Annotated in this window: 20 protein-coding genes and 1 tRNA gene; 13 read left to right on the top strand and 8 right to left on the bottom strand. The window is 51.3% G+C overall.

Annotated elements, in window-relative coordinates; genetic code table 11:
• Nucleotides 1–131: 131 nt before the first annotated feature.
• From gpt to proA, 5 genes are all read left to right on the top strand, one after another.
• Nucleotides 132–590 (top strand): xanthine phosphoribosyltransferase, encoded by a 459-nt coding sequence (gene gpt / locus ABIE29_RS06760; RefSeq protein WP_429617429.1) that lies wholly within the window; start codon nt 132–134, stop codon nt 588–590.
• A gap of 167 nt (nt 591–757) precedes the next feature.
• Nucleotides 758–2005 (top strand): esterase FrsA, encoded by a 1248-nt coding sequence (frsA, locus tag ABIE29_RS06755; RefSeq protein ID WP_429617426.1) that lies wholly within the window; start codon nt 758–760, stop codon nt 2003–2005.
• A 60-nt stretch (nt 2006–2065) separates the two neighbouring features.
• Entirely contained in the window at nt 2066–2467 is a 402-nt protein-coding gene (crl, locus tag ABIE29_RS06750) for a sigma factor-binding protein Crl (RefSeq protein ID WP_429617424.1), read from the top strand.
• A gap of 110 nt (nt 2468–2577) precedes the next feature.
• Nucleotides 2578–3681 carry a glutamate 5-kinase gene (proB, locus tag ABIE29_RS06745; protein WP_429617422.1) on the top strand — a complete coding sequence of 368 codons (1104 nt, stop codon included), beginning with the start codon at nt 2578–2580 and terminating at the stop codon, nt 3679–3681.
• A 9-nt stretch (nt 3682–3690) separates the two neighbouring features.
• On the top strand, nt 3691–4944 hold the full coding sequence (gene proA / locus ABIE29_RS06740) for a glutamate-5-semialdehyde dehydrogenase (protein WP_429617421.1): 1254 nt from the start codon (nt 3691–3693) through the stop codon (nt 4942–4944).
• A gap of 123 nt (nt 4945–5067) precedes the next feature.
• On the opposite strand, the gene ABIE29_RS06735 is transcribed toward proA, so the two are convergent.
• From ABIE29_RS06735 to ABIE29_RS06705, 7 genes are all read right to left on the bottom strand, one after another.
• Entirely contained in the window at nt 5068–6204 is a 1137-nt protein-coding gene (locus ABIE29_RS06735; protein ID WP_429617419.1) for an HlyD family secretion protein, read from the bottom strand.
• A gap of 4 nt (nt 6205–6208) precedes the next feature.
• Complete coding sequence (locus tag ABIE29_RS06730) at nt 6209–6532, bottom strand: DUF3302 domain-containing protein (RefSeq protein WP_429617417.1); 324 nt, start codon at nt 6530–6532, stop codon at nt 6209–6211.
• A 545-nt stretch (nt 6533–7077) separates the two neighbouring features.
• Entirely contained in the window at nt 7078–7584 is a 507-nt protein-coding gene (locus tag ABIE29_RS06725) for a fimbrial protein (RefSeq protein WP_429617416.1), read from the bottom strand.
• A gap of 21 nt (nt 7585–7605) precedes the next feature.
• Nucleotides 7606–8859: a hypothetical protein gene (locus ABIE29_RS06720; protein ID WP_429617414.1), complete on the bottom strand. Its 1254-nt coding sequence runs from the start codon at nt 8857–8859 to the stop codon at nt 7606–7608.
• Between the two features lie 16 nt (nt 8860–8875).
• On the bottom strand, nt 8876–9616 hold the full coding sequence (locus ABIE29_RS06715) for a fimbrial biogenesis chaperone (RefSeq protein ID WP_429617413.1): 741 nt from the start codon (nt 9614–9616) through the stop codon (nt 8876–8878).
• An 18-nt stretch (nt 9617–9634) separates the two neighbouring features.
• Nucleotides 9635–12142 carry a fimbria/pilus outer membrane usher protein gene (locus ABIE29_RS06710; RefSeq protein WP_429617411.1) on the bottom strand — a complete coding sequence of 836 codons (2508 nt, stop codon included), beginning with the start codon at nt 12140–12142 and terminating at the stop codon, nt 9635–9637.
• A gap of 92 nt (nt 12143–12234) precedes the next feature.
• Entirely contained in the window at nt 12235–12792 is a 558-nt protein-coding gene (locus tag ABIE29_RS06705) for a fimbrial protein (RefSeq protein ID WP_429617408.1), read from the bottom strand.
• Nucleotides 12793–13250: 458 nt separating this feature from the next.
• Between ABIE29_RS06705 and ABIE29_RS06700 the strand changes: the two genes are divergently transcribed.
• The 7 genes from ABIE29_RS06700 (at nt 13251) to ABIE29_RS06670 (ending at nt 19183) form a co-directional block, all read left to right on the top strand.
• Nucleotides 13251–14141: a hypothetical protein gene (locus ABIE29_RS06700; protein ID WP_429617406.1), complete on the top strand. Its 891-nt coding sequence runs from the start codon at nt 13251–13253 to the stop codon at nt 14139–14141.
• Nucleotides 14142–14168: 27 nt separating this feature from the next.
• Complete coding sequence (locus ABIE29_RS06695) at nt 14169–15497, top strand: hypothetical protein (RefSeq protein WP_429617403.1); 1329 nt, start codon at nt 14169–14171, stop codon at nt 15495–15497.
• 33 nt (nt 15498–15530) lie between these two features.
• Nucleotides 15531–15603: transfer RNA gene (locus ABIE29_RS06690), tRNA-OTHER, on the top strand.
• Nucleotides 15604–15801: 198 nt separating this feature from the next.
• Complete coding sequence (locus ABIE29_RS06685) at nt 15802–16152, top strand: transcriptional regulator (RefSeq protein ID WP_429617400.1); 351 nt, start codon at nt 15802–15804, stop codon at nt 16150–16152.
• Nucleotides 16153–16206: 54 nt separating this feature from the next.
• Nucleotides 16207–17496: an arsenic transporter gene (locus ABIE29_RS06680; RefSeq protein WP_429617399.1), complete on the top strand. Its 1290-nt coding sequence runs from the start codon at nt 16207–16209 to the stop codon at nt 17494–17496.
• A gap of 12 nt (nt 17497–17508) precedes the next feature.
• On the top strand, nt 17509–17928 hold the full coding sequence (gene arsC, locus ABIE29_RS06675) for a glutaredoxin-dependent arsenate reductase (protein WP_429617396.1): 420 nt from the start codon (nt 17509–17511) through the stop codon (nt 17926–17928).
• A 133-nt stretch (nt 17929–18061) separates the two neighbouring features.
• Entirely contained in the window at nt 18062–19183 is a 1122-nt protein-coding gene (locus ABIE29_RS06670) for a JmjC domain-containing protein (protein WP_429617394.1), read from the top strand.
• Between the two features lie 56 nt (nt 19184–19239).
• Here the strand turns inward: ABIE29_RS06670 and alr are convergent, their stop codons facing one another.
• Nucleotides 19240–20469 (bottom strand): alanine racemase, encoded by a 1230-nt coding sequence (gene alr / locus ABIE29_RS06665; protein ID WP_429617392.1) that lies wholly within the window; start codon nt 20467–20469, stop codon nt 19240–19242.
• 577 nt (nt 20470–21046) lie between these two features.
• On the opposite strand from alr, the gene ABIE29_RS06660 reads away from it, so the two are divergent.
• Nucleotides 21047–21235 carry a DUF4762 family protein gene (locus tag ABIE29_RS06660; protein WP_429617389.1) on the top strand — a complete coding sequence of 63 codons (189 nt, stop codon included), beginning with the start codon at nt 21047–21049 and terminating at the stop codon, nt 21233–21235.
• The last annotated feature ends 31 nt before the right edge of the window (nt 21236–21266 follow it).

Raw genomic sequence — 21266 nt, 5'->3', positions numbered from 1 at the left:
TCACAGGAAAAATGCATCAACGCCTCGGTTCAACTGGTATTCGTGGCGCGCAGTCTCTATAATCTCGCGCAACCTTTTTTCCCCCTGAACTACTGAGTAAGCCACATCATTGCTGGCCGGGACACCATTCTATGAGCGAAAAATACGTTGTTACCTGGGATATGTTGCAAATGCAAGCGCGCAAACTGGCTCACCGCCTGCTGCCTGCCGATCAATGGAAAGGCATTATTGCCGTAAGCCGTGGCGGCCTGGTGCCTGCTTCGCTGCTGGCTCGTGAGCTGAGCATCCGTTATGTAGATACCGTCTGCATCTCCAGCTATGACCATGACAACCAGCGCGAAATGAAGGTGCTCAAGCGCGCCGAGGGTGATGGCGAAGGCTTTATCGTGGTTGACGATTTAGTGGATACCGGCGGCACCGCCAAAGCGATCCGCGAGATGTATCCGAAAGCTCATTTCGTGACCATCTTCGCCAAGCCGGCAGGTCGCCCGCTGGTTGACGATTACGTGGTGGATATCCCGCAGGATACCTGGATCGAGCAGCCTTGGGATATGGCAGTGACCTTCGTGCCACCGATCGGCGGCCGTTAATCCGTTCCAGCCTCAAACGCCCGGCAATACCGGGCGTTGTTGTTTATGCCGTGGTTTCGTCAAATTCGGTAAATTCCCCGCCTTATATCTCCAGAGTTAGGTACACTGGCACCTAGATATCCCGGCTATTCAAGCCTTGATGTAAGTCTTAGGAGGCTGTTGTTACCATGGCACAAGCCAACCTTTCTGAAGTACTGTTCAAACCCTCATTCAAACATGTCGAAACCTCGACGTTAGTCACCCGTGCCCATCATGCGGTAGGTGCCGATCTGCACTCCACCTTGGAGGGCGACACCGACGGCAATTGGTATCGCATGCTCAATCATCTGCTGTGGACCTGGCGCGGCACAGATCCGCTGGAGATCAGCGAAGTGTTGGCGCGTATTGCGGCCTCCAACGCGGAACATAGCGACGATCACCTGCTGGATACCGTGGTCGGCTACCGTAACGGTAACTGGATCTACGAGTGGGTACGCCAGGGGATGCTATGGCAGCAGCGGGCATTGGAGCAAAAAGATCCGCTGGTCGGTGGACAGTATTGGCTGAATGCCGCCAATCTATACAGCATTGCCGGTTACCCGCATCTGAAAGGGGATGAACTGGCCGAGCAGGCAGAGGTACTCTCTAACCGCGCTTATGAAGAAGCCGCATTGTTGTTGCCGTACCAGCTAAAAGAGCTGGAGTTCGCCATTGAGGGCGGCAGCTCCATCACCGGCTTCCTGCATATGCCTGATAACGGCCAGGCACCGTACCCCACGGTACTGATGTGTGGCAGCCTGGATACCCTGCAGACCGATTATCATCGCCTGTTCCGTGATTATCTTGCGCCGCACGGCATTGCGATGCTGACCATCGATATGCCGTCTATCGGTTCATCCTATAAGTGGAAGCTGACGCAAGATTCCAGCTTCCTGCATCAGCAGGTGTTGGCTCAATTGTCTTCCGTGCCTTGGATTGATCACACGCGTGTCAGCGCCTTCGGCTTTCGCTTTGGTGCCAACGTGGCGGTTCGCCTGGCCTATCTGGAGTCGCAGCGTTTGCGCGGTGTGGCCTGCGTTGGGCCGGTGGTGCATAGCCTGCTATGTGACTTGAAATGCCAGGACCACGTGCCGGATATGTATATGGACGTGCTGGCCAGCCGTATGGGCATGGCCAACGCCTCTGACAGCGTGCTGAAAACCGAGCTGAACCGCTATTCCCTGAAAACCCAGGGGCTGCTGGGCCGCCGTTGCCCGACGCCGATGCTGGCCGCCTATTGGGATGAGGATCCGCTCAGCCCAAAAGAAGAGTCGCAGCTGATCGCGTCCTCTTCACTGAACGGCAAACTGATCGCCATCCCGCGTACGCCGGTTTATCAGAGTTTCCATCAATCCTTACTGCAAATTTGTGATTGGCTAAGAGATAAAATGCGCTAACCAGTTGCTAATTTTTAACAGTTTGTTAAAAAGGGTGGACTACATTGTGGAGGTTGAAAAATGACGCTACCGAGTGGCCACCCTAAAAGCCGACTAATGAAACGCTTTGCCAGCCTGGGTCCTTACCTGCGCGAAGGGCAATGTGAGAACGACCGCTTTTTCTTTGACTGTCTGGCGGTCTGCGTCAACGCCAAGCCAGCGCCGGAAAAGCGTGAGTTCTGGGGCTGGTGGATCGAACTGCAGGCTGATAATTCCCGTTTCACCTATAGCTACCACTTTGGTCTGTTTGACAAAGAAGGGCATTGGAACGAGGAAAAGATTAAAGACTCTGAAGTAAAAGAGAAGCTGGAAACCACGCTGCGCGTCTTCCATCGTCGGCTGGGTGAACTGCTGACCACGATGGAGCTGAAGTTGGAACCCGCCGATGATTTCAACGAGCAACCGATAAAACTCTCCGCCTAGATCATTTCCCCGCATATTTACGCCGAAATCGCGTTGTGCCTGTTGGCATAACGCGTCTCTCCTGTTACAACGTCCTTTGCATTCCTTTTAACTCCAACGGCAGAACTATTATGAACGGCAGCCAGACATTGGTTGTGAAATTGGGCACCAGCGTGTTGACCGGCGGTTCGCTGCGTCTGAACCGTGCCCATATTGTCGAACTGGTGCGCCAATGCGCCCAGCAACATGCAGCGGGCCACCGCATCGTTATTGTTACCTCCGGGGCGATTGCTGCCGGGCGTGAACACCTGGGCTACCCGGAGTTGCCCGCCACCATCGCTTCCAAGCAGTTGCTGGCGGCGGTGGGGCAAAGCCGGCTGATCCAGCTGTGGGAACAGCTGTTCTCGATCTATGGCATTCATATCGGGCAGATGCTGCTGACGCGTGCCGATCTGGAAGACCGCGAGCGCTTCCTCAACGCGCGCGACACCATGACCGCGCTGCTGGATAACCGCATTGTCCCGGTGATCAATGAGAACGACGCGGTTGCCACCGCAGAAATCAAAGTTGGCGACAACGATAACCTGTCTGCACTGGCTGCCATTTTGGCCGGGGCCGATAAACTGCTGTTGCTGACCGATCAGCAGGGCTTATATACCGCCGACCCGCGCAATAACCCGGAAGCTGAGCTGATCCGTGAAGTGCACGGCATTGACGATGCGCTGCGTGCCATTGCCGGTGACAGCGTTTCCGGGCTGGGTACCGGCGGCATGGGTACCAAGCTACAGGCAGCCGACGTGGCCTGCCGCGCGGGCATTGATGTGATTATCGCCGCCGGTAGCAAGCCGGGCGTGGTAGCCGATGTGATTGAAGGCAACCCGGTGGGCACCCGCTTCCATGCGCTGGAAACTCCGTTGGAGAACCGTAAACGCTGGATCTTTGGTGCGCCGCCTGCGGGTGAGATCACCGTTGACGACGGAGCGGTAGAAGCGATGATGGCTCGTGGCAGTTCACTGCTGCCGAAGGGGATCCGCGAGGTGAAAGGCGACTTCTCACGCGGTGAGGTGATCCGTATCCGCAATCTGGCGGGGCGCGATCTGGCTCATGGCGTCAGCCGTTATAACAGCGATGCCATGCGCATGATTGCCGGGCACCACTCGCAGCAAATCAGCGAGATCCTGGGCTATGAATATGGCCCGGTGGCCGTGCATCGCGACGATATGATCGTAAGTTAAGGAGGGAACATGCTCGAGCAGATGGGGAAGGCCGCCAAACAGGCTTCCTGGCAGTTGGGGGTACTGAGCACGGCGAAAAAGAACCAGGTGTTGGCGGTGATGGCCGACATGTTGGAGGCTCGCAGCGAAGACATTCTACAGGCGAATGAGCAGGATATGGCGCAGGCGCGTGCCACCGGGATGAGTGAAGCCCTGTTGGATCGCCTGCTGCTAACCCCAGCGCGTCTGGCGGCGATCGCCAACGATGTGCGCCAGGTCTGTCGCCTGAATGATCCGGTTGGCCACGTGCTGGATGGTAATCTGCTGGACAGCGGTCTGAAACTCGAGCGTCGCCGTGTGCCGCTCGGGGTGATTGGCGTGATCTATGAAGCGCGCCCCAACGTCACCATCGACGTCGCCAGCCTGTGTTTGAAAACCGGTAATGCGGTGATCTTGCGCGGCGGTAAAGAGACCCACCACACCAACCAGGCGACGGTGAAAGTGATCCAGCAGGCGCTGGAACAGTGCGGCCTGCCAGCGGCGGCGGTGCAGGCGATCGAAAGCCCGGATCGTGAACTGGTGAATGAACTGCTGCGTATGGATCGCTATGTCGACATGCTGATCCCACGCGGCGGTGCCGGGCTGCATAAGCTGTGCCGCGAGCAATCGACCATTCCGGTGATCACCGGCGGTATCGGCGTGTGCCATATCTATGTGGACGACAGCGTAGACTACGACAAGGCGCTGACCGTCATCGAAAATGCCAAGATCCAGCGGCCAAGCGCCTGTAACTCGGTAGAAACCCTGTTGGTTAACCGCACTATCGCTAACAGCTTCCTGCCTGCGCTGAGCGCACGTATGGCCGCCGTGGGTGTAACCTTGCACGCCAGCGATAACGCCATGCCGTTGTTGCAGGAAGGGCCAGCGAAGGTGGTTGCGGTTGCTGCGGAAGATTACGACGATGAGTGGTTATCGTTAGATTTGAACGTGACGCTGGTGGACGATATCGATCAGGCCATCGATCATATCCGCACCCACGGCACCAGCCATTCCGATGCCATTCTGACGCGTTCGCTGAGCAACGCCGAGTATTTTGTTCGTGCGGTGGATTCCTCTGCGGTGTATGTCAACGCCAGCACCCGCTTTACCGATGGCGGCCAGTTCGGTTTGGGCGCAGAAGTTGCGGTCAGCACCCAGAAACTGCACGCCCGCGGTCCGATGGGGCTGGATGCGTTGACCACCTACAAGTGGATTGGCTACGGCGACGATTTGGTGCGCAGCTAAAGCCTGGCTTGAGGTTACTGACAAACTGCAACCGCTTGCTGTTTTGTAGGGGCGCAGCATGCTGCGCCCGTTGAGATAGCCAGGGACGAACCTATTTGCTCCAGCCCACTCAGCCACACGGGATCAATGATCCAGGTAGAGATAGTGCATCCAGCTTGTCATGCGTAACAGCACCTTACGCATCACGGAAACATGGGTAAAGTGGTCGGAATACACCGCCACCTGGGCAAATATCCCATCTGGCAAGGCATCAACCTCCGCATTCGGCTCTAACTGAATTACCGCCAGTACGCCATCGGAACCCGGTATCATGCTCAATGATTGCAGGGTTCCCTGCGCCTGGTATGTCCCGCTGGGAACGACGGGAAGTATGCTGGTCAGCCTCCCCTGGAATACCTGGCCAGGAAGCGCATTGAAAACGATCTCGGCTTGATCGCCTGATTTCAGGCGTAACAGCGAATTTTGTCTGAATTGCGCGACGATTTGCCGTTTTTGTTGCGGGATAAACACCATCACCGGGCGCAGTGGCAGCGCTGCCGCGTAAGTTCCTGGGCGGATAAGCACCTGGGTCACATAGCCATTACTGGGAGCACGAACCACGGTTTGTTCGAGATTATATTTGGCTTCCGTTAACTGGGCCCGGAGGCTGACTATCTGCGACTGTTCTCCGTTGACGACGCTGTTTAACTGGCTTCTTATCTGTGCCTGTTCAGCCAATGAACTTTTCACCAGCGCATCCTGTGCCAGAAAATTTTGCCTGGCGTTATCAATGTCGCTTTCGGAGAAAGGGTTTACCTGGGCCCGGCTCCCTTTAACATAGCGTTGGTAGTCTTTATATAAACGATCGCGTTCGGCAATCACCCCTGAGGTATGGGCGACGGCTTCATCTAATTGCCCCTGAAGCACCTGTATACTATGGATTGCCGTCATTAAATCGGCCTGTAACCTATCGACACGTGCCTGATATCGGGTCGGTTCTATTTTAAAAAGTATGTCACCTTTTTTTATAAAGGTATTTTGCTTATCAGTAACCTCACTGACAATGCCGGTCACCTGCGGTGTGATGGGAATGGAAACGACGGCCTTTTGCGCTTGAAAAGTATAGGGGTGGTTATAATTCATTAATAAAATCAGAGCGCCTACTAAAACAACACCGCCCAATGCTGCGGTAGGGACCGTCCATTTGTTTACCGGGATTTTAAATATTTTGAATATGCCATAGGCCAACGCGACATAGGTAAGAATAATGAGCAAGTCCATTGAGTTACTCCGCAGAAGGTGTTTTGGTTTCGCTGATGCTTTGTTCCAGCTCGGTTATTCTTTGTTCTAAACGGGCAAATGGATCCTGCTGGCCTTGCATTCCCCAACCGCGCTCTGGCCGGTACAGCGTGGCCCATATCCATAAAAAAGGCCATATCACATGTAGAGTAAACAAACTGACCCAACCTGCAACATGGATCGCGTCCGCATGCGGATGATTGCGTGATTTTGCGATCAGATAAGGAATGTCATGGAGAATAATGATCCCGTAAAAAATGACGAGGAAGACAACAACGAGCACGCCTAACGCAAAATAATTAAGGAACATGGTGGCCTCTGCTAAGCAAACGAACCCGACGGATTAAGTAAGTGCGCTGGTGGCTGCGCTACCATGTCTGTTAGGCGTGTATTAGTGGGTTATCATTGACTGTAGTGGATAGTAATTTATGAATATTGATATTTTTCATCTACTTTGGCAGTGCCCGCCGAAAATGCCATGTGGGGAGATAAAACACCTACGGCAGCGCTAACAGGATGTTTCTTCATATATCTTCTCGGTGGGGGGAGGTCAGTTCATAAAATATAGCACCATCCAAAAAATCTGGCGGCATGAGAATATTTTTGTTGGCGATTTATCAGCAACTTTGCCGGAGTCGGACTTACCGAGATAACGTTTTTGCATTCGGGAGTTCTTTATCTTTTATGTTGTTAAACGTCGAGTTTGCGGCCAGCCATGCCACCCTGGCCGGATCGCGATGCGTGCTCGCTCTGTGCGTCATTTGGAAGGCACCAAAGCTCGCTGGGCTCATTAATGCATGAACCCAGCCGGAACCTACGCGTTAAGCAGGAAAACGACGAGGTGCAGAGGGGAGGTTAATCATAGTAAAGCGTATAGTGAAGCAACCGGCTAAATGTCCCTGAATTAATCGGCCCCGTTTTAGCAATGTAAGCTGAGAAAAGCAGGGTGTTATCGCCTTTTTTTATTTTTTGGCCGATGTTTTTTCTGCCAAAATACAGCGGGCTGCCATCACTATCCAGCAGCCCTAACGCGATACCACTCACGCCATCAACCGGGATCAGGCTGCCAGATGCGCCGGTACCTGTTCTGTCGAACGCAATCTTGACGTTCTTATTTTCTGTATCGCAGCCGTATAAATTGATGAGGAAGGGCACCGGCGTGGATTTCCCTTTGGCATCAAGCTCGGCGCTGGATATATCGCCCATGCTGATCGTTTGATTATCGTCACCGACCACGATATTGCAGGTGGCGACGGTGATCCTGCCCACAAACTTAGTGCTACTGCGCGCCGTAATTTCCGCATGAACCGTGGTTGCCAACAGCATGGCGGCTAAAAAAAGTAAACATTTACTGTTCATCATTGCTTTCCTTACCAATAACATTCACGGCATGGCAACTTCGAAGGTCAGCACCTGGCTGTATTCACCATCCTTGATTTTTTTTAGATCCTTGGTGGTGGCGGATATTTCAGCCCGCATCCTTTTTGATTCGCTGATGCTGCTGATATCACTAATAAAGCGAGAGTATTTCTGGTTGAAACTCAAGTATGTACCTTTACCTAAATCAAACAGCTTCAGGCCGATACCCTGTGGTGTTCCCGAGCTATGGCTAATCCCCCAAAAGGTCGGACTGATGGGGTAACCGCCTTGGGTTTTGATTTCACCAGGCAGATTATAAGCGCTGCCCATACAGGTGGTGGATTGGTCTGGTCCTTTTATCACGGTCATGGTGAAGTCCTCACTACGGACTCTGCCACGGCTGAGATCGTCAGACGAGATTGGCTGGAATGCTACCACATCAGGGGTGACAACGGTCAAGGTACACTGCTTGATCGGTGGCTTGATTGAACCACCGCCACCACCACCACCGCCGCCACCACTACCACCGCCGCCATCACCGCCACCGAGGCTGGGGCTAAAATTGCAGTAAATCTTATTGTCAAGACCGCAGATCATCAAGTAGGGGATGTCGGTTGTCGCCCAGGTTATTTCGTTATCCGAGCTAGCAGCTATCCACAGGGTGCCGACTGAGTCTTGCAGGTCATAGTAAGGGTGGATCTCAAATTCGGTTTTAAATACTTTTGGTTGTACGCGAAAATTAAACGTTAAATTCTTGGTATAGCGCGGTGTTGCGAATGCTATGTCCCAACAGTTCTTTTGGCATGGTGCCAAAGTGGTATCGCTCCAGCTAAACAGCTTATCGTGTTCCATGTTTTCAATATTGCTAAAGGTTTTCTGCGAGCCAGCGCCGGAGATCGTTAAGGTCAGGTTTTTCCATACGTTAGAATTGGCAGGGATGGGGATATGAGGATCGGTAGCCTTGGCAAATTTATAGGTGATCCTATCTGTTTTATCGCCAAAGTTGACGCAGGTTACCCTGGAGGTTTGGCTGGTGGAGTAGATGGCGTTGGGAATTTTCCAGATGAATTTAGTGTCACATTGCGTAATACCATTTTCGTCTAGATGACAATCATATTTTTCAGTGTCCCTTTGGACTCTTTCCTCGATAATGGCCGCGAGGCTTACGTTAGGAACGAGGCTAGAGCTTGGCTCAAAGTCGCAGGCAATAGATGACTGAGCCAAGGCGGAGTTAACAGAAAACAGCCCTGCACAGAGGCATAGGATAAACTTGATCATAACAATAACCTCTATATCAAGGGCGATTTTTACCGTTTTTTACCACATCACACTGGCTCGCTGTGCAATGATAATTTATTGCGTTATAAGAGCCATAATCATTAATGTACTGTAGTTGGATGGCCTGGTTTTTTACCAGTGCGTTTGGCACAGTGACTTCACTCAGCGGCTTAAGCGTTATAGCCTCATCCGACAGAGATATCGGTTTATTAGCTACGTCGAGGGTAGGTATAACGATATAAAAAGGCGTTGGATTGACGATCTTCACGCCATTATTGACGGGGGTAAGTACTAACTTCTCTTGCCAAACCTCCGTGGCCATTTTTTTGAGGCTCGCTGGGCGGTAGAGGAGCTTTATTTTAATCCGTAAAGCTAACTGAACGACGTTGGTCTTATCAGATTTTGGCGGGATCTCCTGCAGGTTATAGAAGAACAGTGATTCTCTATCCTGAGGTAACTGAGCAGCAGCAGGCAACGGGGTAATATTGACCTGCACCGTAGTGTCTTTTTCCAGTCGCTGTAACGGTGGCAGCACGGTAAGTGGTGAGTTTATTTTTTCCCCATTTTCATTTTCTAGCCAGCTTTGTGCCAGATAAGGTAATTTTTTACTGTGATTAATAATATTAACCGGTGCCGATTTTTCATCACCCATAATAATTACGCGAGTTCTATCAATAGAGATCGCCGCGTTGGCCTGGGAAACGCTAAAACCTGCCAGCGTCAGAATAAAAAATAGCTTGGTAGCTTGGGAGATCATGGGAATATCCTTGTGAGGTTATTGGGTTTTACATACCGTAGAAGAGCTGAAAGACAGCGACACATTCTGGCCCTGCAGGCTGAAGAAACAGTGTCGGCCAGCCGCATCCATCGCTTTCAGAGTGGAATCATTACTGACTCCGGAAATATAGACCTCGCCATTTTCACCCACCATGCCAACGCTTCTCTTCTCGGCAGCGTCTTCAACGGTGGTGCCAAACGGGATCGGCTGGCCCTGGGGATCGGTTAACCGAATAAATGCTTTGATCCCCCGGTAAACATTCAGCCTGCGGTAGCCAATCGCCCCTTTGGTTAACACCGTTTGGATGTTAGCGACTGAACCATCAACATCATCGGGGAGTCGTTTAGCATCAACCGAGTAATCGGTACGGTAATATTCCGGGACGTCATTGATAATGGCCAAGCCTTGGGCGTTGGTTGGCTCGTTGCGGTCACCATTGCCAACATAAACACCGGCAATACCATTGGTATCGATCAGCAATCTTGAGTTTCCGGAGTAGCCCTCACGGTGCATAACGGCGCCATGAGCGGTAGCCGTGAAGCCGGACTTAATGCTGCCGCCCAGATAGTAATCGTTGTCACTCATCGATGCGTTCAAGGTGGTGGCGACCTTGGCCATTTTTTGCGAGGAGTTGGCATTGATTTTACCTTGCCGTAAGCCGTCATAGGCGCTGGCGCCAACGGACCAGATATTATTGGGGTCAACATTATTGGTATAGGACAGGCTAGGTGATAATTTGCCGGTATTGGTACGCATAGCGGTATTCATATAGCTGTGGGCACCTAATGGAATATTAAAGCTCAGGTAGATCGAGTTGTTGTTTTTCTGGCTCTGCGAATAATAGCTTTTCTTATACTCTGTCCGGTTTACCGAGAGGTAGGTATTGATATTTTTCATGCCGGCGAAGTCAAAGGATTTTGACACGCTTAACCCGTAGGTATTACTGTCGGAAGTGTCCTGCCAGTAAGTTTGCTTGCTATAAATGGCGTTCAGTGAGAAACCGAGATCTGTAAAGCTCTTGCTGGCGACGATATTGTAGCTTTCCTTGCTGGTGCTGACATAACTCGGGCTGTTTTTCAGCGTGATAAAATCACTGAGCGTCAGGAAGCTTTCCTCTGAGAAGCGGTAGCCCGCAAAGGTAATTTGGCCATCAATGCTGTCGAACATTTTCGAGTAGTTGATACGGTAGCTTTGGCCCCGCGGGCGGGAGTCTGTCAGCTGTGCATCGGTGTGGGTTATGTCAAAGGATAGGGCGCCAAGCACGCTCATATCGTAACCAATCCCCCCGTTGATAGCGTAGTACTGTTTATCCGTAAGGATAAAACCGCCAAACAGTGACGTCCCGGAAAGGATACCGAGAGAGGCTTCACCGGTGGCTAGATACGGATTGAAACCGCCATTATTTTCATTTGATTGCCCCAGCATGGCTTTATATCTGACATGACCTGAACGCGTCAGGAAAGGGACGTTGGAGGTTTGAATGGTTGAGGTTCTCTCCTCACCATTTTCCTCGCGGATGGTCATTTTTAACTCGCCAGAAGTCATGTCGGTGAGATCGTTAATGATAAAATTGCCGGGCGGCACCATCCTTTCATAGATAACGTTATTATCACCACGGGAGATGGTAATTTTGGCGTTGCTATTGGCAACCCCCTCGATGACCGGCGCATAACCCCGCAATGCCGGTGGCAGCATGCGATCGTCACTGGCAATGGCAACCCCGGTATATTCAATGGGGTCGAAAACATCGGTTGAAAGGTAGTTTCTGCCGAGAGTTAAATGAGCACCGGCATTATTGAGTGAGCGCGCCAGGTAAGCTGTTGGCGTGCTGAAGCGGGATTGTTTTACGCCCTGCCTGCTTTTATATAAAAATGCCTGATGGCTACTTCTCAGGCGCCAGGCGCCGTAGTTCACACCGGCAGTCCCGTAGCCAGATAATGACAGGTAGTTTGAACCCTGCTTACTCTGATAGACGTTGCCACTGGCGTTATAATCAAGCAGGATACCGGGAATACCTTCATCCCATTGTGCAGGTGGTGTCCAGTTGGGATCGTTATACTTTAAAGCGGCCTGCGGGATCGTCAACAGCAGTTCGCTCTTTTTACGATCGATTGTCAACGTGCTGCCTGCATAATCCTGGACGATAATACAGGCACTATCCCCTAGTGCGTGGTGTTCCAACATTTCCTGCAAGGCACTACTTTTTAAATCAAATTTCTGCAATAGTTCCGGGGTAAAGCAAACCTTGCTGTCACCTTCGACATCGACTATCTGGAACTGGAGGGTGCCGAGAGTACTATTATTCAACTTTAACGAAAGCAGGTAGTTTCCCGCCGGAATATAATCAGGACGTGAAAAATTACTCAGGCTGATACTCTGTTTATCGAGGATGTCCAAGGCTCTGGTTTCAAACTCAATATCATTGTTTTTTGCCTGGGCTGAGTGTGCAACAATGATAAAAAACAATAGGGTTGAAGCGGGTGAGTAATTTTTCTTATTGTTCATAATGATAGTTTCTGAACGCTAGTAAGTAGCAGGCTTGGCCAGGCTAGGCCATACCTGCTAGGTGATAATTACCACTAATGCATTTGGGGATTTTAGAGGTAGGTCAGAGAGAAGCTGGTTAATGCGTCATAGTGACCGGCAATAACCGCTTCCCCATCCAAGGCAACTACCTGAGCGGAGAATTGCAGGGTGTTGTCTCCGGTGCGCAAGCTATAAGGCTCAGATTTTGTCGCAATCTTAACCTGTTTGTTAGCCGCATCTAACAGGCGGATGGCCAAACCCTTGGCATCACCGGTGACCCCCAGGAAACCATTGGCACCACCGACAGACATGCCATCGAAACGGACGTTGACTTTGGTTTCGGCGGCAGCCTTGGGATCGAATGTGCAGCCGATGAGTTTGATTTTAAAGTCGATAGGGGTGCTGTAACCGATAGTGGTCAACTGGGCGTCAGAAACCTGCCCCAAACTGATCGATTGGTTGTCGCCATCAATGCCTGGAGCTAAACCGCAAGGGGCTTTTAACACCGAGCCTTTGAACAGGATCTGGCCATTGCCTTGGGAGCCAGGGGGAACTTCAGCCAGAACGGTACCGCTCAGCGCTAAAGAGGCTAATACGGTAGCGGCTAGCAGGTTTTTCTTGATAGTCATTTTTAATCTCCATATATACATGCTGTCTTTGGTATTAATCAGCTATACCTTTCCTTGAGGTTACTTATATAAAAGGCCTCACACATAGCGCCTTATCTTGTTGCCAGGTGTGAGACCTCTTAAAAACCATAAATCATTAGCTAGATGTCCTTTTTAGCTTTAGCAGGTCTTTCCTTAAGGGGGGGACAGACTCACACAGTATCCTGGATTACTCACTGTCTATTTTTGTTGTTAATTTTGGCATGTGTAATAATCATGGTTAATTATAAGTTTGATGAATTATAATTTAAGGTGGACATTTCATTAAATCCTTTTGATTTAACGTGTTAGTTTGTTTTTTTTAATGTAATTTTTAATAATTTCCACAATCGTTGACATTGTTAAAAATTAACGCTAGGTTGTTTTTTTAATTTATTGCGCATTTTTAGCAATAGGGAAACTGAAATGGAGTTTATTGTGTGGTCGTTTCAATAATCAATGGCAGGAGGCGTGAGATTGGTCTAAGTAAGGACTTGGATGCTGCAGTGGAGGCTTATTATAATGAGGCCCGGAAAATTTATCTGACTCACCCTCTCTATTTTAAGATGATGTTTAAATCCAACCGGAATGTTATTTTTTTAGCCATTTTAGGTGGCTATTACACCTTGAAAAGCCCTTCTTTTAAATGGGTAAAGAAGCTTTGCATTAACAATGAGTTGTTAAGTGCTAATGCTGTGGGTTCATTTATCTCTTTCTTGCAGGTAGGAGGACGCTTGGCGATCGGGCGTGACGAACAGGATAAACGCAAATTAACCTACCAACCGACAGCCAAAGGAGTGAATGAGGTTCGTGAGTTGATTGGTAGCCTGCTGCTGGCTTACTCGATGATCTACCCTGAATTCGATTTTGCACAGATGGTTGATCATGATGATTTCATGGCGGATTTTTTCAAAAATTATACACAGGTCATAGTGAAAGAAATGTTTGTGCATGACGCGGTGCCAGATAGCCGCGCATTTTTGACCAAGGATGGGGGACACATGATGATGTTTCACCTGTATATCGAAAGTCTCAGGCAAGGAACCTTAAGCGTGCAATACAACTATTTAAAAGCATCGACGGAGTTTTCGGTATCCCGCTCACATATCAAGCGATGTTTTCAGGCCGCCGAGCGTTTGGATTTATTGAACTTGAGGCAAGATGGCAAGACCATCGAGCTTAAACCCCGCTTTATCGATATGGTCAGAGAGGTCTTCTGTTTTTTCCTGGCGACCGTGGAGTATGGCGTTTTTGGGGGCACGTTAGCCGGGTTGACGAGCGATGTTGATTTGGAGGAATCTATCACACTGGCTGAAATCAGTGCCAACTGATCGTTAACTTTTAATGGATTACCCCTGATGGATAACCTTGCCCGGCTGTTTTCCTCACTGCAAACCCGCTTACGTCCGGAAGATGTGGCTGAATTGATCCTCACGCAGCTGGGGGATTCCATGACGCTGGTGGAAACGGCCCTGCTGCGGCAGGCGGCAGCCCGGTCACTGAAGTCCGGCCTGGTACAGATGACTTCGATGATGCAGGAGTTTCGTCAACCGGTCGCTCCAGAAAAGCAGGTGCGGAAGGCGGGGGAGTTGTTTGTTAGCGCGCCGGTGTTGGACAGCATTGATTGCAGTGATATTCAGCAGGTCAGGCAGTTGATTGCGCAACTGTCAACGGAGATCCAGAAAATACCGGGCAGTAATAATTTTGTCGCTGACCGTTTCAGCCGTGCGCAGAGGCAGCAGGCGGGTATGGATATCTCCAAGCGGCGCTACAACAAGCTGTTCCGTTTTCTGCAGCGCTTTGAGAGCAAACTGGCGACTTATCAACTGGAAACGCAAAAATATCAGGCGACTCGGATGGCCAAATCCGGGCTGGCGATGTTGATCCGCTATGAGGATTTTGCTTCCTCGCCGGACGTTGCCTGTTTTATTGTCTGGGTTTCCGCCCGTATGAACCGCCGCAGCGTGTTTACCAACCAGGCACAGGATCGCGCCTTTGACCAGATTGCCGAGTTGCTGCTGGCGCGGGTACAACAGGCACCGACATCGGCGGGTTGGTATGCCATTGCCCATATCATGCCGGATCGTGACATCGTAAAGCACCTCGATGATCGGCAAAAGCTGAGCCTGTTCGCCCACTATCTGGCGCAGCTCAACGAACTGGCGGGATTGCTGCGATTGGTCTGGCAACGCAATACCTTCAATCGCCAGACCATGATTGTGAAGCGTGGCGATGATTCCTCCACCTGGAATGCCCTGGCCGGAGCCTGGAACAGCGCCCGGCAAGGGTGGCTTGCGCTGGCTGACGTATTGGGCATGGAGGAGATGGTCGAACAGATGTGCCTGGGCAAGGTGTTGCGCCTGATGGCCGGGGACGTCGCCGCCTGGCACTATCAGACGGGCGGTGGGCTGGAGCCGGATACTCAGGTATGGGCGCATTTGCCTTTCCCCTGGGAGGTATTTTCAGGAACCCAAAGTTGCACTAAAGCAGATGTGCAACGGATCTGTACGCAGTTTGGCGTTGATCCTTATGGCAAGGGTTGGATCAGCCCACGCCGCAATCGGCAGGCGGTGGCCTTTGTCCCAACGCCGGAGCTGGTTCATGGCGTGGTGATAGCCCGACCGGAAATAGCCCTGATACTGCGCAAGGCGGGCTATTTTTCCGGTAAAGGCGCTGAGCCCGCTTGACCGGGCTGACGGCTCGTAGATAATAGCCCTGACTCTGGTATAGCTCAGTGGTAGAGCAGTCGGCTCTCCTTCCGACTGGACACAGGTTCGAGCCCTGTTGCCAGAGCCTTTCATTTTGCTTTATCCGTAATGCGGGTACTGTCCCTTTTCCCCACAGTCGTCTGTTTAACCGACGTATCGACACAACGTTTACAGCTTTTATAGTCAAGGGAAGAGAGAGATTACATATATGAAAATTCAAATGTGTTATTGACTTGAAAGCGCTTGCGGGTATGATTTGTCCACCTTCGTAGTGGAGAACCCGATGGCCCTGACTTCCTTGCAACTGTTCAAAATCCTGTCGGACGAAACTCGCCTGGGTATCGTGTTGCTGCTCAAACAGTTGGGTGAACTGTGCGTTTGCGATCTCTGCACCGGGCTAGAAGAGTCACAACCCAAGATCTCACGCCATCTGGCGATGCTCAGAGAGTGCGGGTTACTGCTGGATCGTAAGCAGGGGAAGTGGGTGCATTATCGTCTTTCCCCGCATATCCCTGCCTGGGCAGCCCTGGTTGTCGAACAAGCCTGGTTGAGCCAACACGACGAAGTCCTGTCCATGGCGCGTAAGCTGGCAGCGGCGAATTGTTCCAGCGATGGTAAAACCCTGTGTAGCTAAATATTTGTCCAAACATATATGAAAAAACATATATAAAACTTGAGGTAAGTAAGTATGTTATTGGCTGGGGCGATATTTATCCTGACCATTGTGCTGGTGATCTGGCAGCCGAAAGGATTGGGGATTGGATGGAGTGCCCTACTTGGGGCGGGGCTGGCCTTGATCACCGGAGTGGTGCAGATTGCCGATATCCCGGTGGTGTGGAATATTGTCTGGAATGCCACGGCGACCTTTATCGCGGTGATCATCATCAGCCTGTTGCTCGATGAGTCTGGCTTTTTCGAATGGGCTGCGCTGCATGTTTCCCGCTGGGGAAACGGGCGGGGGCGTCTGCTGTTTACCTACATTGTTTTACTAGGCGCAGCCGTAGCGGCTTTGTTTGCCAACGATGGAGCGGCGCTGATCCTGACCCCCATCGTGATCGCCATGCTGCTGGCTCTGGGGTTCAGTAAAGGCACCACGTTGGCGTTTGTCATGGCTGCCGGGTTTATTGCTGATACCGCCAGTCTGCCGCTGATCGTTTCCAATCTGGTTAATATCGTCTCGGCAGACTTCTTTGATCTGGGGTTTACGCAATATGCTTCGGTGATGGTGCCTGTCGATATCGCTGCGATTATCGCGACGCTGGTGATGCTACACCTGTTCTTTCGCCGGGACATTCCGCCGACCTATGAACTCGAACGACTGAAACAACCGGCGAAAGCCATTAAAGATCCGGCCACGTTCAAAACTGGTTGGGTGGTATTAATCCTGCTGTTGGTTGGTTTCTTCGTGCTGGAGCCGCTCGGCATTCCGGTCAGCGCTATTGCTGCAGTGGGGGCGCTGATCCTGTTTGCAGTGGCCAAAAGAGGTCATGCCATCAACACCGGAAAGGTGTTGCGCGGTGCGCCTTGGCAGATCGTCATTTTCTCGCTAGGGATGTATCTGGTGGTTTATGGCCTACGCAACGCCGGACTAACGGAATACCTTTCCAGTGTGCTGAACTTACTGGCGGATAATGGTTTATGGGCCGCTACGCTGGGTACCGGCTTCCTGACTGCGTTCCTGTCATCCGTTATGAACAATATGCCAACGGTGTTGATTGGCGCGCTGTCCATTGAGGGGAGTGCTGCGTCAGGAGTGATTAAGGAGGCCATGATTTACGCCAACGTTATTGGCTGCGATCTGGGGCCAAAAATCACGCCGATTGGCAGCTTGGCGACGCTGCTCTGGCTGCATGTCTTGTCACAGAAGAACATGACGATCACCTGGGGATATTACTTCCGTACCGGAATTATCATGACCGTACCCGTGTTGTTGGTCACGCTGACGGCTTTGGCGTTACGTCTATCCATCACTTTGTAGCGAGGAACTTCCATGATCACGATTTATCACAACCCGGCCTGCGGTACCTCGCGTAATACGCTGGCGCTCATTCGCAACAGCGGTACAGAGCCAACGATCGTCTATTATCTTGAGACTCCTCCTGGCCGTGCTGAATTGGTGAAACTCATTGCAGACATGGGGATCAGCGTGCGGGCCTTGCTGCGCAATAACGTGGAACCCTACGAGCAGTTAGGGCTGGTAGCAGATGTCTTCACCGACGATCGGTTGATCGACTTTATGTTGCAATATCCGATCCTGATTAACCGGCCGATTGTGGTTACGCCGTTGGGGACTCGCCTGTGCCGCCCTTCTGAAACGGTGCTTGATATCCTGCCCGATCCGCAAATAGGGGCATTGGCCAAAGAGGACGGCGAAAAGATTGTTGACGGCTCCGGCAACCGGATTAAGTAAATCAGGAGGCGCGTCAGCGCCTCTCTATTCCCGTTTGCCTCATTGAACGCCCAGTCATTGACCAATGACAAGGCGGCACGAGTGTCAGCCTCTTTATAATCAAGCCCATTTGTCTTCTCACTGGTGTGGACCCATGGCTTATCAACTGAATCTTAACTGGCCCGAATTTTTAGAAAAATACTGGCAAAAACAACCTGTGGTATTAAAAAATGCCTTCCCTGACTTTGTCGATCCTATCACTCCGGATGAATTGGCCGGCCTGGCGATGGAAGTCGAGGTAGACAGCCGTCTGGTCAGCCAAACCAATGGCCAATGGCAGGCCAGCCACGGGCCGTTCGAGCATTTTGATAACCTGGGGGAAAGCGGTTGGTCGTTGTTGGCCCAAGCGGTCAACCACTGGCATGCTCCGTCGGCTGAACTGGTACGCCCGTTCCGCGTGCTGCCAGACTGGCGTTTAGACGATCTGATGATCTCGTTCTCGGTACCTGGCGGCGGTGTTGGGCCACATATCGATCAGTACGATGTGTTTATCATTCAGGGAATGGGGAGCCGCCGCTGGCGCGTAGGTGACAAACTACCGCTGAAGCAGTTTTGTCCGCATCCGGCCTTGCTGCACGTTGAGCCTTTCACGCCGATCATTGATGAAGATCTGGCACCGGGCGATATCTTGTATATTCCGCCGGGCTTCCCGCATGACGGCTTTACCCACCAAACCGCGCTTAACTATTCCGTTGGTTTCCGTGGCCCTAACGGCAGGGATCTCATCAGCAGCTTTGCGGACTATGCGCTGGAAAACGATCTCGGGGGGGAGCACTACAGCGATCCTGATTTAACCTGCCGGGAACATCCCGGCCGGGTTGAAGAGTATGAGCTCGATCGCCTGCGCAGCATGATGACCGAGATGATTAATCGGCCAGAAGATTTTAAACAGTGGTTTGGTCGCTTCGTAACGACGCCACGCCACGAGTTGGATATTGCCCCAGCGCAACCGCCTTACGAGCAGGATGAGGTTATCGAAGCGCTGATGGAGGGGGCAGTCCTGACACGCTTGAGTGGCTTGAGAGTGCTGGAGGTTGGCGGCAGCTTCTTTATCAACAGCGAACGCCTGGAGACCGTCGAGCCTAAAGCCGCCGATGCCCTATGCCGCTATACCATACTCGGCAAACGAGAGCTGGGGAGCGCGTTGCAAAACCCGGCGTTCGTTGCCGAGTTAACCGCTCTGGTTAATCAGGGATACTGGTTCTTCGACGAGTAGTCGTGCTGCTATAGCTTCATCCCAGGCAACGGCGCAAGCCGTTGCCTGGGAGTTAATTAATCCACCAATACGCGCTTATTGGTCGCGCCCCAAAGGATCGACATCTCGGTAAACAACGCTCCGCTGATGTCTTCGACTTCGGTTGCGGTGATTTCGGCATTACCCTGCTTGCCGAAGAACACCACCTCATCACCAGGAATGACGCCTTTCACGTCGGTCACATCCACCATCACGGTATTCATCGAGGTTTTACCGACCACGGGCACCCGTTGTCCCTGGATCAGTACATGGCCGGCATTGCTGAACACACGGCGATAGCCGTCCGCATAACCTACCGGGATATTGGCCAATACCGAATCACGTTTCAGCGTGTAGGTGCGATCGTAACCGACGGTATTGCCTTTAGGATAATGGTTGAGTGCCGCGATGGATGACTTGAAGGTCATCACGCGTTTATAGTCGTTACTGGCAATGGTATCGCCATAAAACACCCCGCCAACCCGCACCATATCAAGCCAGGACTCCGGCACGGTGAGGGTAGCGAAGGTATTGGCAACGTGTAAGGTTACGTCGCTGCGTTTGATGCCGGTAATGTCTAGTACCTGCTGGGACTGTACCTTGAAGCGGGCAAGATCCTTGCGCACCGCCGCAGCATCTTCCTCAGGATAGTGGGACATGATGCCAACCATTTTCAGATGAGGTAATGCAGAGATAGCCTGGGCTTCGGCCAATCCGGCGCGATCGCTGACTTCCAGCCCGTTGCGTGACATGCCGCCAGAGTTCAGTGCCAAATGGAAACGCAGGGTTTTTCCCTGCTGGGCGGCAATGGCATCCAGGCGCTTCGCCATCTCCAGATTGCCGATCAGCTCTTCGGTGTCATAGTCGGTAGCCTGACGCATCTCCGCCTCAGTGGCATTGCGCACGCGCATCAGGCGGCCTTTAAAGCCGAGTTCGCGTACGGTTTGCAGCTCTTGGTTACTGGCCACCCCAATACACTGCACGTGGTTCTTGATCATCACGGGAGCCACCAGTGAAAGGTCGTGCCCGTAGGCATCTCCTTTCAGAATGGCGCAAAGGGTGGTTTTATTGCCCAACAACTGCTGAATTTTGTGGGTGTTGTATTCCAGCGCACTTTGCGAGATTTCCAACCGGGCATTGCTTACCACCGCCGGTGAACTTTTAGCCGTAACGGCGAGGGGCTGTGTGGAATGGGGACCCGTGGGGTGATGGCAAGCCACCAAAGTTAATAGCGGAATTAAGACTAAATGGCGTAAATGCAGCGGCATATTTCCTTCCTGATGAAATAAAAAATAGTTTTTTCAGCCTTAATCAGTTTTTTATCTGATCTGATGGCTAGCGTGGCCGAGTGAACAGCGGCATTCAATAGATGGCAAAAAGACAATTTTGTCAAATTGTGTTCACTACCTATAGCGCTGGCTGGCTAAATAGCCGTGCGTCTCACATTGTTGGTAGGGGTATACAGAACACTGGCACGTCATCGCTAAAAGCCCGAATTGCGTATTCATAGGCATATGCCCCCCATATTTCTTTGGCTTTAGGCGTGACGATGGATAATAAGTGACGCCTTTTGTTGTTATTAATGTTACGAGCTATGCCCTCAGATGGTTTAATTTGTAATTATATGATTTGCTTATATTTTCATTAAGCATAAGGATAATGCCTATTTTGAATTAAGGCAAATCCAGAATGTGGCTTGGATAAGGTTTTAATGTTGACTGCAAGTTTGTTTGATTACTATAATTTTTTCTCTTTAAGACAAGTCTGGCTTGTCAATAAAGAAAAAGATGGTTTTTTTAATATAGCCGCAAGGCTAGTTTTACTACTCACTACAAGGATATTGTTATGAAAAAATTAAACACATCAGAAGTTTCAAACGTTATTGGTGGCTATGTATTTGGCTGCGTTAGTCACTTTGAACGTCAAACCGTTGGTACGCAGTCTGTTTGCCGTCGTGTTGTTACCTGTCAAGGTAAGTTCGGTGAATATGTAAATCGTGAGCCAGCCGATCTGGCTAGCTGCCCTGCGGCTTAATCGCAAGTAAGTAAATAGTTAAGGTATGGCA

This window comes from Serratia sp. 2723, assembly GCF_050434425.1.
GTDB lineage: Bacteria > Pseudomonadota > Gammaproteobacteria > Enterobacterales > Enterobacteriaceae > Chania.
The sequence above is the reverse complement of the archived record's forward strand: the minus strand, read 5'-3'. Positions and strand labels throughout refer to the sequence as shown.

What these genes read in the sequence shown, in the direction of transcription:
- crl (WP_429617424.1), top strand. Translation starts at nt 2,066, where the DNA reads ATGACGCTACCGAGTGGCCACCCTAAAAGCCGACTAATGAAACGCTTT.
- ABIE29_RS06715 (WP_429617413.1), bottom strand. Translation starts at nt 9,616, where the DNA reads ATGATCTCCCAAGCTACCAAGCTATTTTTTATTCTGACGCTGGCAGGT.
- ABIE29_RS06670 (WP_429617394.1), top strand. Translation starts at nt 18,062, where the DNA reads ATGGCTTATCAACTGAATCTTAACTGGCCCGAATTTTTAGAAAAATAC.
- ABIE29_RS06720 (WP_429617414.1), bottom strand. Translation starts at nt 8,859, where the DNA reads ATGATCAAGTTTATCCTATGCCTCTGTGCAGGGCTGTTTTCTGTTAAC.
- ABIE29_RS06735 (WP_429617419.1), bottom strand. Translation starts at nt 6,204, where the DNA reads ATGGACTTGCTCATTATTCTTACCTATGTCGCGTTGGCCTATGGCATA.
- gpt (WP_429617429.1), top strand. Translation starts at nt 132, where the DNA reads ATGAGCGAAAAATACGTTGTTACCTGGGATATGTTGCAAATGCAAGCG.
- ABIE29_RS06680 (WP_429617399.1), top strand. Translation starts at nt 16,207, where the DNA reads ATGTTATTGGCTGGGGCGATATTTATCCTGACCATTGTGCTGGTGATC.
- proA (WP_429617421.1), top strand. Translation starts at nt 3,691, where the DNA reads ATGCTCGAGCAGATGGGGAAGGCCGCCAAACAGGCTTCCTGGCAGTTG.
- frsA (WP_429617426.1), top strand. Translation starts at nt 758, where the DNA reads ATGGCACAAGCCAACCTTTCTGAAGTACTGTTCAAACCCTCATTCAAA.
- ABIE29_RS06705 (WP_429617408.1), bottom strand. Translation starts at nt 12,792, where the DNA reads ATGACTATCAAGAAAAACCTGCTAGCCGCTACCGTATTAGCCTCTTTA.
- ABIE29_RS06710 (WP_429617411.1), bottom strand. Translation starts at nt 12,142, where the DNA reads ATGAACAATAAGAAAAATTACTCACCCGCTTCAACCCTATTGTTTTTT.
- ABIE29_RS06695 (WP_429617403.1), top strand. Translation starts at nt 14,169, where the DNA reads ATGGATAACCTTGCCCGGCTGTTTTCCTCACTGCAAACCCGCTTACGT.
- ABIE29_RS06660 (WP_429617389.1), top strand. Translation starts at nt 21,047, where the DNA reads ATGAAAAAATTAAACACATCAGAAGTTTCAAACGTTATTGGTGGCTAT.
- ABIE29_RS06725 (WP_429617416.1), bottom strand. Translation starts at nt 7,584, where the DNA reads ATGATGAACAGTAAATGTTTACTTTTTTTAGCCGCCATGCTGTTGGCA.
- ABIE29_RS06685 (WP_429617400.1), top strand. Translation starts at nt 15,802, where the DNA reads ATGGCCCTGACTTCCTTGCAACTGTTCAAAATCCTGTCGGACGAAACT.
- ABIE29_RS06730 (WP_429617417.1), bottom strand. Translation starts at nt 6,532, where the DNA reads ATGTTCCTTAATTATTTTGCGTTAGGCGTGCTCGTTGTTGTCTTCCTC.
- alr (WP_429617392.1), bottom strand. Translation starts at nt 20,469, where the DNA reads ATGCCGCTGCATTTACGCCATTTAGTCTTAATTCCGCTATTAACTTTG.
- proB (WP_429617422.1), top strand. Translation starts at nt 2,578, where the DNA reads ATGAACGGCAGCCAGACATTGGTTGTGAAATTGGGCACCAGCGTGTTG.
- arsC (WP_429617396.1), top strand. Translation starts at nt 17,509, where the DNA reads ATGATCACGATTTATCACAACCCGGCCTGCGGTACCTCGCGTAATACG.